Here is a 13,347-nt window from a genome sequence, read left to right as displayed (position 1 = left end):
ATGCAGCCTCTTTGTTGGCTACGCTCATTCGCCCCAGTCACGTACTACTCGTACGTTCAGGGGACTCATTCACTTGCCGCCTCGACGCAGCATAAATGATTTTGTGTATATAACATCGACAGGTATGCAAAGCAGAGATGCAGATTGCGGGGGACATATGTACACCAGAACGGTGCGACAGATTCTGCAGAATACAACGGTTCATTATCTCGTATCACCTCCACGGTTGCTCCTTACGGAACGAACCCACAAGCCAAAGCTAAAGTTTTAACCCGGCTGGAAGTGGCAACACGATGAAAACGTCGTGTGCTTTTGTATGAGCCGCGCGCCGCGTTTTATACCGATAAGAAAGTCAAAAAGCAAAAGATAAATATGCACATTGCCAGCACCGTCAGGAAAAATTTCCAGTTACATTTTCAGTACAATGCGACCTCAATCAAAAAAAGCTGGAAATCAGGCGAAGAACTGTCCTAAAATAGCCGTCCAGATGTTAATCCATCTATACCGATTAACACTCAGACTGCCAGTGTCCGTCATCTGCAGACTCATGGTAGAATCTTCTACACATGGCTATTCCACTCGACAGTTTGAGCTAACCAAATTCTCCTTAGGTGAAATTAAATATGGCAAAACACCTTTTTACGTCCGAGTCCGTATCAGAAGGGCATCCTGACAAAATCGCTGACCAAATCTCTGATGCTGTGCTGGATGCAATCCTGGAACAGGATCCAAAAGCACGCGTTGCCTGCGAAACCTACGTCAAAACCGGTATGGTTTTAGTTGGCGGTGAGATCACCACCAGCGCATGGGTTGATATCGAAGAGATCACCCGTAACACGGTTCGCGAAATTGGCTATGTGCATTCCGACATGGGCTTTGACGCCAACTCTTGCGCGGTACTGAGCGCGATTGGTAAACAGTCTCCGGACATCAACCAGGGTGTTGACCGTGCCGATCCGCTGGAACAGGGCGCAGGCGACCAGGGCCTGATGTTTGGTTATGCAACCAACGAAACCGACGTGCTGATGCCAGCACCTATTACCTATGCTCACCGTCTGGTGCAGCGTCAGGCTGAAGTGCGTAAAAACGGCACCTTATCCTGGCTGCGTCCGGATGCCAAAAGCCAGGTAACCTTCCAGTATGACGACGGCAAAATCGTCGGTATTGATGCGGTTGTTCTGTCTACTCAGCACTCTGAAGATATCGACCAGAAATCGCTGCAAGAAGCCGTTATGGAAGAGATCATCAAGCCGGTACTGCCGACTGAATGGCTGACCGCTTCGACCAAATTCTTCATCAACCCAACTGGTCGTTTCGTTATCGGCGGCCCGATGGGCGACTGCGGTCTGACCGGTCGTAAAATCATCGTTGATACCTACGGCGGCATGGCGCGTCACGGCGGCGGTGCATTCTCTGGTAAAGATCCGTCTAAAGTTGACCGTTCCGCAGCCTATGCAGCCCGTTACGTAGCGAAAAACATCGTTGCCGCAGGCCTGGCTGACCGTTGTGAGATTCAGGTTTCCTACGCAATCGGCGTGGCAGAACCGACATCTATCATGGTGGAAACGTTCGGTACTGAAAAAGTGCCTTCAGAGCAGCTGACCCTTCTAGTGCGTGAGTTCTTCGACCTGCGCCCGTATGGCCTGATTCAGATGCTGGATCTGCTGCACCCGATTTACAAAGAAACCGCTGCTTACGGTCACTTTGGTCGCGAACATTTCCCATGGGAAAAAACCGACAAAGCACAGTTGCTGCGCGACGCTGCCGGTCTGAAGTAATTTAAACCAGACTTAACGCTTATGAAGACCAGCCTCGCGCTGGTCTTTTTTTATACCTATTTCCTCTCCCACATCCATCACCAAACCGCGATGATTACTATTGCTTTAAATGAAAATGAAAGCGATTACATCACACCATATTTCCCTCTACCTTGAATTAACATCTCTTAGCCAGCACACTTGCATCACCGTTACATTATCTTTCATTATTGTCTTAAATTCAGACGACCAACATTATTTAATCCCAATAAATAATACTAACTTTCAATTAGTTAACTAATAAGCCGCATGAATGACAGTGTAAGCGATTACACTAATGTGATGTGATTCGCATTTTTTTACCCCGTACTCACCTACCCTTAACATCAACAAAACTAGCTACCCAACCGGAGGGCATCATGCCTGACAATAAAAAAACGGGGCGTTCCAACAAAGCCATGACATTTTTTGTCTGCTTTCTGGCTGCCCTGGCTGGATTACTTTTTGGCCTGGATATCGGTGTTATTGCCGGTGCTTTACCGTTCATCACCGACGAGTTTCAAATTACCCCGCACACTCAGGAATGGGTGGTGAGTTCCATGATGTTTGGTGCGGCGGTAGGTGCTGTCGGCAGCGGTTGGCTCTCCTTCAAACTGGGACGCAAAAAAAGCCTGATGATCGGTGCGATCTTGTTTGTTGCGGGTTCACTGTTCTCCGCCGCTGCGCCAAACGTTGAAGTCCTGCTGGTTTCCCGCGTGCTGCTCGGCCTGGCTGTAGGCGTTGCGTCTTATACCGCGCCACTGTACCTGTCTGAAATTGCCCCGGAAAAGATTCGTGGCAGCATGATCTCTATGTATCAGCTGATGATCACCATCGGTATTTTGGGCGCGTATCTTTCCGATACAGCCTTTAGCTACAGCGGCGCATGGCGCTGGATGCTGGGTGTAATCATCATCCCTGCCCTGCTGCTTCTGGTTGGCGTTATCTTCCTGCCGGACAGCCCACGTTGGTTTGCAGCTAAACGTCGTTTTGTTGATGCTGAACGCGTCCTGTTGCGTCTGCGTGACACCAGCGCAGAAGCCAAACGCGAGCTGGATGAAATCCGTGAAAGTCTGCAGGTAAAGCAGAGTGGCTGGGCGCTGTTTAAAGAAAATAGCAACTTCCGTCGTGCGGTATTCCTTGGCGTTCTGTTGCAGGTGATGCAGCAGTTCACCGGGATGAACGTCATCATGTATTACGCACCGAAAATCTTTGAGCTGGCGGGCTACACCAACACCACCGAGCAGATGTGGGGGACTGTTATCGTCGGTCTGACCAACGTGCTGGCAACCTTTATCGCCATTGGCCTGGTTGACCGTTGGGGCCGCAAGCCTACGCTGATCCTTGGCTTTATCGTGATGGCCGTTGGTATGGGCGTGCTGGGTACAATGATGCACGTGGGTATTCACTCGGCATCCGCACAATACTTCGCAGTACTGATGCTGCTGATGTTTATCGTTGGCTTTGCCATGAGCGCCGGTCCGCTGATTTGGGTACTGTGCTCTGAAATCCAGCCGCTGAAAGGCCGCGATTTCGGCATCACCTGCTCTACTGCAACCAACTGGATTGCCAACATGATCGTCGGCGCAACCTTCCTGACGATGCTGAACTCGCTGGGCAGCGCCAACACCTTCTGGGTCTACGGCGGCCTGAACGTACTGTTCATCTTCCTGACTCTGTGGCTGATCCCTGAAACTAAAAACGTCTCTCTGGAACACATTGAGCGTAACCTGATGAAGGGTCGTAAACTGCGCGAAATTGGCGCACACGACTAATCACCAAAGGCTTCCTCCCCAGCGGAGGAAGCCTTCCTCTTGCAGTCCCTTCCCTGTCGCACTATCCTCTGGCGTTATGAAAACCTCCCGTCTCCCTATCGCCATCCAGCAAGCCGTTATGCGTAGCCTGCGGGAAAAACTCGCCCAGGCCAATCTCAAGCTCGAACGCCAATATCCGGAGCCAAAGCTGGTTTACCAACAGCGCGGCACCGCCGCCGGCACTGCGTGGCTACAAACCTATGAAATTCGCCTTAATCCCGTCCTGCTGATGGAAAACGTCGACGCATTCATTAACGAAGTTGTGCCCCATGAACTGGCGCATTTACTGGTGTGGAAGCACTTTGGGCGCGTGCCGCCACACGGAAAAGAGTGGAAATGGATGATGGAAAGCGTACTGGGCGTACCGGCCCGGCGCACGCATCAGTTTGAACTGCAATCGGTGCAGCGCAAGACCTTTACTTACCGCTGTAAGTGTCAGGAGCACCAACTGACCGTCCGCCGCCATAACCGCGTTGTGCGCGGTGAGGCCACCTACCGCTGTGTTCACTGCGGCGAACCGCTGGTTGCAGAATAATCTTCAGAATTATCAGGAACTTTTCTGACCTAACTGATTGCATACTGGAATAACTTTCGCTACGTTGCGGGCTCGTTTTGACACGGAGTTTGTGATGTACCGTCATTTTTCTTTTGCTGCGGCCCTGTTAGCCGCTGCGTTTTCAGGCCCGGTTTTAGCCGAAGGCATCAACAGTTTTTCTCAGGCAAAAGCAGCAGGCGTCAAGGTGAACGCCGATGCGCCGGGCGATTTCTACTGCGGTTGTAAAATTAACTGGCAAGGCAAAAAAGGGATCGTTGACCTCGAATCCTGCGGCTATAAAGTGCGAAAAAATGAAAACCGCGCCAGTCGAATTGAATGGGAGCACGTTGTCCCCGCCTGGCAATTTGGTCATCAGCGTCAGTGCTGGCAGGACGGAGGGCGTAAAAACTGCGCCAAAGATCCGGTCTATCGCAAAATGGAAAGCGACATGCATAACCTGCAACCTGCGGTGGGTGAGGTAAATGGCGATCGCGCTAACTTCATGTACAGCCAGTGGAACGGTGGCGAGGGTCAGTATGGGCAATGCGCCATGAAGGTCGACTTCAAAGAGAAAGTTGCCGAGCCGCCAGCCCGCGCCCGCGGTGCCATTGCTCGTACCTATTTTTACATGCGCGACCAGTACTCTCTAACGCTCTCCCGCCAGCAAACTCAGCTTTTTAACGCCTGGAATAAGCAATATCCGGTCACCGACTGGGAGTGTGAGCGCGACGAACGCATTGCAAAGGTACAGGGGAACCATAACCCATATGTGCAACGCGCTTGCCAGGCGCAAAAGAGCTAACCTACACTAGCGTCAATATTTTTAACCATGCCCTGGCCTTTCGTAGCCCAGGGCCATGACGCGGATGTTTAACTATGCGCATTCCTCGCATTTATCACCCTGAGCCAATCACTTCCGGCAGCCAAATTTCACTGTGTGAAGATGCAGCCAACCATATCGGCCGCGTGCTGCGTATGGGACCGGGTCAGGCGCTACAGCTGTTTGATGGCAGCAATCAGGTATTCGACGCTGAAATCACCCACGCCAGTAAAAAAAGCGTGGATGTGAAGGTACTTAACGCTGAACTCGACGATCGTGAGTCGCCGTTGCACATCCACCTGGGTCAGGTGATGTCGCGCGGCGAAAAAATGGAATTCACTATCCAGAAATCGATCGAACTGGGTGTAAGCCTCATTACGCCACTTTTTTCTGAGCGCTGCGGCGTTAAACTGGACAGTGAACGCCTGAACAAGAAGCTCCAGCAGTGGCAGAAAATCGCCATTGCCGCCTGCGAACAGTGCGGTCGAAACCGGGTGCCCGAAATTCGCCCGGCAATGGATTTGGAAGCATGGTGCGCGGAACAGGACGAAGGTCTGAAACTGAACCTGCATCCGCGCGCCAGCGCCAGCATCAATACGCTGCCGCTGCCGGTGGAGCGCATCCGCTTGCTGATTGGCCCGGAAGGCGGGTTGTCGGCAGATGAAATTGCCATGACCGCACGTTATCAGTTTACTGATATTCTGTTAGGACCTCGCGTTCTGCGTACTGAGACAACCGCGCTCACCGCCATTACTGCGCTACAGGTGCGTTTTGGCGATCTGGGCTAAGGCATAAACGGAGAAGACAATGATCAAGCTCGGCATCGTGATGGATCCCATCGCAAGCATCAACATCAAGAAAGATTCCAGCTTCGCTATGCTGCTGGAAGCGCAACGTCGCGGTTACGAAATTCATTATATGGAGATGGCCGATCTTTATCTGATCAACGGTGAAGCCCGTGCCCATACGCGTACCCTGAGCGTAGAGCAGAACTACGACAAATGGTATGAGTTCAAGAGCGAGCAGGATCTCCCGCTGGCAGACCTGGACGTTATTCTGATGCGTAAGGATCCGCCGTTTGATACCGAGTTCATCTACGCTACCTATATTCTGGAACGTGCAGAAGAAAAAGGGACGCTGATCGTCAACAAACCGCAGAGCCTGCGCGACTGCAACGAAAAGCTGTTCACCGCATGGTTTGCCGACCTGACGCCGGAAACGCTGGTCACGCGTAACAAAGCGCAGCTGAAAGCCTTCTGGCAAAAACACAGCGACATCATTCTCAAACCGCTGGATGGTATGGGCGGCGCATCTATTTTCCGTGTGAAGGAAGGCGACCCGAACCTTGGCGTCATTGCTGAAACGCTGACCGAGCACGGTACCCGCTACTGCATGGCGCAGAACTATCTGCCAGCAATTAAAGATGGCGATAAACGCGTCCTGGTGGTCGATGGCGAACCCGTTCCTTATTGCCTGGCGCGTATTCCGCAGGGCGGCGAAACCCGTGGTAACCTGGCCGCTGGCGGTCGTGGTGAGCCGCGTCCATTGACCGACAGCGACTGGGAAATTGCACGTCGCATTGGGCCAACGCTGAAAGCGAAAGGTTTGATTTTTGTCGGTTTGGATATCATTGGCGATCGTCTGACGGAAATTAACGTTACCAGCCCAACCTGTATTCGTGAAATCGAAGCGGAGTTCCCGGTTTCGATTACCGGTATGCTGATGGATGCCATTGAGGCGCGTTTGCAGAAGTAAATACGTTGCCGGATAGCGACGCCATCGCGTCTTATCCGGCCTGAAATTGCACCCCGCAGACCGGATTAGGCGAAGCCGTCATCCGGCAATGCTATCTTCAGAGGGTGACATCTTCGAGCTTTGCCCACATACTGGGCTCTGTTGCTTTTTTGAACCAGGAAACAGAACCTCTGACAATGAATTTACAGCATCACTTTCTGATTGCCATGCCTGCTCTCCAGGATCCGATTTTCCGCCGTTCCGTGGTGTACATCTGTGAACATAATGAGAACGGAGCAATGGGGATTATCGTTAATAAGCCTCTGGAAAACTTACAAATTGAAGGGATTCTGGAAAAGCTGAAGATTACCCCAGAAGAACGCGATCCGGCCATTCGTCTGGATAAACCAGTGATGCTCGGCGGCCCGCTGGCGGAAGACCGTGGATTTATTCTGCATACCCCGCCGTCACGTTTTGCATCCAGTATCCGCATTTCAGATAACACCATCATCACCACCTCCCGCGATGTACTAGAAACCCTGGGCACACAAGAACAACCGTCCGAAGTGCTGGTTGCGCTGGGTTATTCATCATGGGAAAAAGGTCAACTGGAACAAGAGTTACTGGATAACGCCTGGCTCACGGCGCCCGCAGACCTCAACATCTTATTCAAAACGCCGATTGCCGACCGCTGGCGCGATGCGGCGAAACTTATCGGGATAGATATTCAGACCATGCCAGGCGTGGCGGGACATGCCTGATGAGCGGAACATTACTCTCTTTTGATTTTGGTACGAAAAGTATTGGTGTTGCTGTTGGTCAGCGCATTACCGGTACGGCCAGACCGTTGCCCGCCATTAAGGCGCAGGACGGTACGCCAGACTGGAGTTTGATTGAACGCCTGCTGAAAGAATGGCAGCCGGATGAAATCATTGTCGGCCTACCACTCAACATGGATGGCACAGAACAGCCCCTTACCGCGCGCGCGCGTAAGTTCGCTAACCGTATTCACGGTCGCTTTGGCGTAACCGTAACGCTGCACGATGAACGCTTGAGCACCGTCGAGGCCCGCTCCGGCCTGTTCGAACAAGGCGGATACCGGGCGTTGAATAAAGGCAAAGTAGATTCCGCTTCTGCCGTGGTCATCCTCGAAAGCTATTTCGAGCAGGGTTACTAAATCCGTCCCTGCGCCTGACGCTGCTGCTGACTTTGTGCAAATGTCTGCATACCTGTCTGTTGCCCGGTTTGAATTACGCCGGGCAGCTGATGCGTTTTCCCTTCACGAATCAAATTGCCCACGGCTGGCGTGTTGACGAGCAGCTCAAATAGCGCCACGCGTCCTCCCAGCTTATCTTCCTCCAGCTTTTGCGAAAGTACCGCCCGCAGGCTGTCTGCTAACTGGTTACGCACCGGATCCTTCTCTGTTGCCGAAAAGGTGTCCACCAGCCGCGCGATGGCCTGTGCCGCCCCTCGCGTATGTAACGTTGCCAGCACCAGATGCCCGGTTTCCGCTGCCGTTAATGCCAGACGAATGGTTTCCGCGTCGCGCAGTTCGCCCAGCAAAATGACGTCGGGATCTTCACGCAGCGCGCCGCGTAAACCGGCGGCAAAAGAAGCGCAGTGTACGCCCACCTCCCGTTGTTGAATAAGACAACGCTGGCTGGTGTAGCGATATTCAATCGGGTCTTCCAGCGTCAGAATATGCCCCGCAACATGCTGATTAAGGTACTCTACCATCGCCGCCAGGGTCGTTGATTTACCGCTACCGGTAGCGCCTGTCACCAGAATTAACCCATTTTCACTGCGCAGCAGTTCAGGTATGACGTCAGGGGTCTGGAGATCGTCTAAACATGGACAATCAAGCGGGAGCAATCTTAGCGCCAGTGAGGTTCCCTGTTGATGAACAAAAGCACTGGCGCGCAGCCGCTGGGAACCGGCCAGCGCAATAGCAAAATCAATCTGCCCCTGTTCCTGCCACTGTACCTGTTGTTGCTCACTGAGCCAGCACATCAGCAGATTCTCCACGTCAGGCGTAGTAAAGGGTGCGATTTCGACTTTTCCACGTATGCGCCAGCGCGCAGGCCATGCATTGCACAGGTGTAGATCCGACACGTTATGCTTTACACTAAGGGCCACTATTTCTTCCATATTCATATGAACATCCTCGGAAAATGAACGATATCGCGCATAACCTGGCACATGTCCGGGACAAAATCTCAGCCGCCGCGACGCGTTGCGGGCGGTCTTCAGAAGAAGTTACGTTGCTTGCAGTCAGTAAAACCAAACCTGCGAGCGCCATCGAAGAAGCCATTGCCGCCGGGCAGCGTGCCTTCGGTGAAAACTATGTGCAGGAAGGGGTGGATAAAATCCGCTACTTCCAGGAAAAAGGCGTCAACGATCTGCAGTGGCACTTTATCGGCCCGCTGCAGTCCAACAAAAGTCGTCTGGTCGCTGAGCACTTTGACTGGTGCCATACGATCGACCGCCTGCGTATCGCTGCCCGTCTGAGCGAACAGCGCCCGGCGGAACTGCCGCCGCTCAATGTACTGATTCAAATTAATATCAGCGATGAGAACAGTAAGTCAGGAATTCCGCTGGCAGAGCTTGATGCACTGGCCGCTGAAGTCGCTGCACTGCCGCGCATTACCCTGCGTGGTCTGATGGCGATTCCGGCTCCAGAGTCAGATTATGTAAGGCAGTTTGAAGTTGCACAGCAAATGGCGGTAGCATTTGCCGGGTTGAAAACACGCTACCCAGGCATCGACACTCTCTCACTGGGAATGTCTGATGATATGGATGCCGCCATCGCGGCGGGTAGCACGATGGTGCGCATTGGCACTGCCATTTTTGGTGCTCGTGATTACACTAAAAAATAAGGAAAACTAAGGAACACCATGAATACGTTGACCTTCCTGCTCTCAACGGTAATTGAGCTGTATACCATGGCGCTGCTGCTGCGCGTGTGGATGCAATGGTCTCGCTGCGATTTTTACAACCCGTTCTCGCAGTTTATAGTGAAAATCACTCAGCCCATCATTGGGCCGTTACGCCGCATTATTCCCCCGATGGGACCGATCGACAGCGCCTCAGCATTAGTTGCGCTCGTTCTCAGCTTTATCAAAGCAATCGTGCTGTTTAAGGTGGTCACGTTCCAGCCGATCATCTGGATCGCCGCCGTACTGATTGTCCTGAAGACTATCGGGCTGTTGATTTTCTGGGTGCTGCTTGTGATGGCGATTATGAGCTGGGTCAGCCAGGGCCGCAGTCCTGTAGAGTACGTGCTGATTCAACTGGCAGATCCGCTGCTGCGTCCTATCCGTCGCATACTTCCAGGCATGGGCGGGATCGATTTCTCCCCAATGATTCTGGTTCTGCTGCTCTACGTTATTAACATGGGCATCGCGGAAGTGTTACAGGCGACAGGCAACATGCTGCTGCCGGGGCTGTGGATGGCGCTATGAGTGCCGTTACACCCTGCGACGACGGTCTGGTTTTACGGCTCTATATTCAGCCTAAAGCCAGCCGTGACAGTATTGTGGGTTTACATGGCGACGAAGTTAAAGTCGCCATTACCGCCCCACCGGTTGATGGCCAGGCCAATAGCCATCTGGTGAAGTTTCTCGGCAAACAGTTCCGTGTGGCAAAAAGCCAGGTCGTCATTGAGAAGGGCGAGCTTGGTCGTCACAAACAGGTTAAAATCATTCATCCGCAACAGATCCCGCCCGAAATTGCGGCGTTAACTGATTAGGTATCCCATGCAAAAAGTTGTCCTCGCGACCGGCAATGCCGGTAAAGTGCGTGAACTCGCCTCTCTTCTGAGTGATTTCGGTCTTGGTGTTGTTGCCCAAACGGAACTGGGTGTTGATTCTGCAGACGAGACCGGGCTGACGTTTATTGAGAACGCCATTCTGAAGGCGCGTCATGCCGCGCAAATTACCGGCTTACCGGCCATTGCTGATGACTCAGGTCTGGCAGTAAATGCCCTTGGCGGCGCGCCGGGTATCTATTCAGCCCGCTATTCCGGCGAAGATGCGACCGATCAGCAGAACCTGGAAAAACTGCTTCACACCCTGCAGGATATTCCTGATGACAAGCGCCAGGCGCAGTTCCATTGTGTGCTGGTGTATATGCGCCATGCAGACGATCCAACGCCTGTTGTGTGCCACGGAAGCTGGCCGGGCGTGATTACCCGCGAACCTGCCGGAAACGGTGGTTTTGGCTACGACCCGATCTTCTTTGTGCCGTCTGAAGGGAAAACCGCAGCCGAACTGACCCGTGAAGAAAAGAGTGCAATTTCTCACCGCGGACAGGCGCTGAAGCTGCTGCTGGATGCCCTGCGTAATGGTTAAGCTTCCGCCGCTAAGTCTTTATATTCACATCCCGTGGTGCGTGCAGAAATGCCCGTACTGCGACTTCAACTCGCATGCGCTAAAGGGCGAAGTCCCTCATGACGACTATGTGCAGCATCTACTGAGCGATCTGGATACTGAGGTGGCCCATGCCCAGGGCCGTGAAGTAAAGACGATTTTTATCGGTGGTGGCACGCCGAGCCTGCTTTCTGGCCCGGCGATGCAAACGCTGCTCGACGGCGTGCGAGCACGGCTGAATCTGGCCGAAGATGCAGAAATCACGATGGAGGCGAATCCCGGGACGGTGGAAGCCGATCGCTTTGTGGATTATCAACGCGCTGGCGTCAACCGTATCTCGATTGGCGTACAGAGCTTTAGCTCCGCCAAACTCGAACGTCTGGGACGTATTCACGGGCCGGAAGAAGCCAAACGAGCAGCACACCTGGCGAGCGGTCTGGGGCTACGCAGTTTTAACCTCGACCTGATGCATGGTTTACCGGATCAGACGCTGGAAGAGGCGCTGGGCGATTTACAGCAGGCCATCGCGCTCAACCCACCGCATCTTTCCTGGTATCAGTTGACCATCGAACCCAACACGCTGTTCGGTTCCCGACCGCCGGTTTTACCGGACGATGACGCGCTGTGGGATATTTTTGAGCAAGGCCACCAGCTACTTACCGCCGCGGGATATCAGCAGTACGAAACCTCAGCCTACGCCAGACCGGGTTATCAGTGTCAGCACAACCTTAACTACTGGCGTTTTGGCGACTATCTTGGCATTGGCTGCGGCGCACACGGTAAGATCACATTCCCTGACGGACGCATCCTGCGCACCACCAAAACACGGCATCCGCGTGGGTATATGCAAGGGCGTTATCTCGAAAGCCAGTGCGATGTCGCCGAAGCCGATAAGCCGTTCGAGTTCTTCATGAACCGTTTCCGGCTGCTGGAAGCCGCGCCTCGCGCGGAGTTCACGCAATATACCGGTCTTACCGAAGACGTTATTCGTCGACAGATCGATGAGGCTATTTCCCAGGGCTACCTGAGTGAATGCGATGAGTACTGGCAGATTACCCAACACGGTAAGCTGTTCTTGAATTCGCTGCTGGAGCTGTTTCTGGCGGAGTGATGGCTGGTGAACGTAGGCCTGATAAGCGTAGCGCCATCAGGAAAATTGCCGGATGGCGGCTGCGTCTAATCCGGCCTACAGGGTTAGGGCGGTAAGCGCAGCCACCTTCATCGATTAATACTGATTAAACATTTCCTGGATCTGCTTAGGATCCTTGGTTTGAGTCAGCGCAAGCTGCAGCAGAACACGTGCTTTTTGCGGGTTCAGGGAACCTGAAGCCACAAATCCGTATTTTGCATCATCAACTTCTGCATCCTGTGTAGTGGCGCCCGTTGGTACACGGGATGAACGCACTACAACGGTACCTTTATGCGCGGCGGTTGCCAGCGTATCGAAAATGGTTTTATACAGGTTACCGTTACCTACACCCGCACTGACGATCCCGGCGTAACCCGCATCCACCAGCGCTTTTGCCGGCAGATCGGAGGCATTAGCGTAGTTATAAACAATCCCAACCTTCGGCAGCTCGGTCAGCTTAGACACATCGAACGGAGTAGACGTGGTGTGCTTACGCGCAGGCGTACGCTGGTAGTCGATTTTACCGTTATGGATGTAACCCAACGGGCCGTAGTTAACGGATTTGAAGGTAGCGACGTCGGTAGTGTTGGTTTTAGTCACGTCACGACCATCCATAACGGTGTCGTTCATCACCACCAGCACTCCGCGGTTGGCAGAGGCTTTGTCTGCGGCAGTTACTACCGCGTTATACAAGTTGAACGGGCCATCAGCGCTCATACCCGTAGACGGACGCATTGCACCGACCAGCACCACCGGCTTGTTGCACTTGACGGTCAGGTCGAGGAAATAGGCGGTTTCTTCCATGGTATCCGTACCATGTGTTACCACGAAGCCGTCGGTTTTATCACACTCGGTATTAATCTTTTTCGCCAGCGTTAACCAGACTTCGTCATTCATATCCTGGGAGCCGATATTCACCACCTGCTCACCTTTAACGACAGCGATATCTTTCAATTGAGGTACGGCCTCAACCAGATTTTCTACGCCAACCTTGCCTGCCGTGTAGTTAGATTTTGTCGCGGAATCACCGCCGCCGGCAATCGTCCCACCGGTCGCTAAAATGGTGATGTTTGGCAGTGCAAGCGCCGCGCCGCTGAAACCCATAACCAGTGCGGCAAGTGCCGTTTTCTTGAAAAACTCCATGTTATTTCT

General features: G+C 53.0%; 15 protein-coding genes and 1 pseudogene. 13 read left to right on the top strand and 3 right to left on the bottom strand.

All coding sequences use genetic code 11. The features are described from left to right. Positions 1-103 precede the first annotated feature (103 nt). Positions 104-205: pseudogene (locus C2U43_RS30000) on the bottom strand (hypothetical protein); the annotation flags it as partial. 418 nt (positions 206-623) lie between these two features. On the opposite strand from C2U43_RS30000, the gene metK reads away from it, so the two are divergent. From metK to ruvX, 8 genes are all read left to right on the top strand, one after another. Then, the gene (gene metK, locus C2U43_RS04380) at positions 624-1,778 is read left to right on the top strand and encodes a methionine adenosyltransferase (RefSeq protein ID WP_020996311.1); all 1,155 of its coding nucleotides are present in this window, start codon (positions 624-626) and stop codon (positions 1,776-1,778) included. 398 nt (positions 1,779-2,176) lie between these two features. After that, on the top strand, positions 2,177-3,571 hold the full coding sequence (galP, locus tag C2U43_RS04375) for a galactose/proton symporter (RefSeq protein WP_008785766.1): 1,395 nt from the start codon (positions 2,177-2,179) through the stop codon (positions 3,569-3,571). 76 nt (positions 3,572-3,647) lie between these two features. Beyond that, on the top strand, positions 3,648-4,145 hold the full coding sequence (locus C2U43_RS04370; protein WP_003825440.1) for a SprT family zinc-dependent metalloprotease: 498 nt from the start codon (positions 3,648-3,650) through the stop codon (positions 4,143-4,145). 94 nt (positions 4,146-4,239) lie between these two features. Then, positions 4,240-4,947: a deoxyribonuclease I gene (gene endA / locus C2U43_RS04365; RefSeq protein WP_103284734.1), complete on the top strand. Its 708-nt coding sequence runs from the start codon at positions 4,240-4,242 to the stop codon at positions 4,945-4,947. A gap of 74 nt (positions 4,948-5,021) precedes the next feature. Next, complete coding sequence (gene rsmE, locus C2U43_RS04360; protein WP_008785768.1) at positions 5,022-5,753, top strand: 16S rRNA (uracil(1498)-N(3))-methyltransferase; 732 nt, start codon at positions 5,022-5,024, stop codon at positions 5,751-5,753. A gap of 19 nt (positions 5,754-5,772) precedes the next feature. Further along, complete coding sequence (gene gshB / locus C2U43_RS04355) at positions 5,773-6,720, top strand: glutathione synthase (protein WP_003027083.1); 948 nt, start codon at positions 5,773-5,775, stop codon at positions 6,718-6,720. A 176-nt stretch (positions 6,721-6,896) separates the two neighbouring features. Then, positions 6,897-7,460 (top strand): YqgE/AlgH family protein, encoded by a 564-nt coding sequence (locus C2U43_RS04350; protein ID WP_003027086.1) that lies wholly within the window; start codon positions 6,897-6,899, stop codon positions 7,458-7,460. After that, complete coding sequence (gene ruvX / locus C2U43_RS04345) at positions 7,460-7,876, top strand: Holliday junction resolvase RuvX (protein ID WP_008785771.1); 417 nt, start codon at positions 7,460-7,462, stop codon at positions 7,874-7,876. The genes C2U43_RS04350 and ruvX overlap by 1 nt, the downstream gene beginning before the upstream one ends. Here ruvX and C2U43_RS04340 read toward each other — a convergent pair. Continuing rightward, on the bottom strand, positions 7,873-8,853 hold the full coding sequence (locus tag C2U43_RS04340) for a type IV pilus twitching motility protein PilT (RefSeq protein ID WP_048236732.1): 981 nt from the start codon (positions 8,851-8,853) through the stop codon (positions 7,873-7,875). The two genes, ruvX and C2U43_RS04340, sit on opposite strands and share 4 nt — an antisense overlap. A gap of 17 nt (positions 8,854-8,870) precedes the next feature. Here C2U43_RS04340 and C2U43_RS04335 point away from each other — a divergent pair, with 17 nt between their 5' ends. From C2U43_RS04335 to hemW, 5 genes are read left to right on the top strand one after another with little or no spacing between them, the layout of a single operon-like run. Then, on the top strand, positions 8,871-9,575 hold the full coding sequence (locus tag C2U43_RS04335) for a YggS family pyridoxal phosphate-dependent enzyme (protein WP_103284733.1): 705 nt from the start codon (positions 8,871-8,873) through the stop codon (positions 9,573-9,575). Positions 9,576-9,593: 18 nt separating this feature from the next. Further along, positions 9,594-10,160: a YggT family protein gene (locus C2U43_RS04330; protein WP_003825417.1), complete on the top strand. Its 567-nt coding sequence runs from the start codon at positions 9,594-9,596 to the stop codon at positions 10,158-10,160. After that, positions 10,157-10,447 (top strand): DUF167 family protein YggU, encoded by a 291-nt coding sequence (yggU, locus tag C2U43_RS04325; RefSeq protein WP_003027101.1) that lies wholly within the window; start codon positions 10,157-10,159, stop codon positions 10,445-10,447. The genes C2U43_RS04330 and yggU overlap by 4 nt, the downstream gene beginning before the upstream one ends. 7 nt (positions 10,448-10,454) lie before the next feature. Then, complete coding sequence (locus tag C2U43_RS04320) at positions 10,455-11,048, top strand: XTP/dITP diphosphatase (protein WP_103284732.1); 594 nt, start codon at positions 10,455-10,457, stop codon at positions 11,046-11,048. Continuing rightward, positions 11,041-12,177: a radical SAM family heme chaperone HemW gene (gene hemW, locus C2U43_RS04315; protein ID WP_103284731.1), complete on the top strand. Its 1,137-nt coding sequence runs from the start codon at positions 11,041-11,043 to the stop codon at positions 12,175-12,177. Before C2U43_RS04320 ends, hemW begins: the two co-directional genes overlap by 8 nt. 114 nt (positions 12,178-12,291) lie before the next feature. Here the strand turns inward: hemW and ansB are convergent, their stop codons facing one another. Continuing rightward, positions 12,292-13,338: an L-asparaginase 2 gene (ansB, locus tag C2U43_RS04310; RefSeq protein ID WP_003027108.1), complete on the bottom strand. Its 1,047-nt coding sequence runs from the start codon at positions 13,336-13,338 to the stop codon at positions 12,292-12,294. Positions 13,339-13,347 lie beyond the last annotated feature (9 nt).

It is taken from the genome of Citrobacter freundii complex sp. CFNIH9 (genome assembly GCF_002903305.1).
Lineage (GTDB): Bacteria > Pseudomonadota > Gammaproteobacteria > Enterobacterales > Enterobacteriaceae > Citrobacter > Citrobacter portucalensis.
This window is presented reverse-complemented; position numbering and strand designations above follow the sequence as displayed.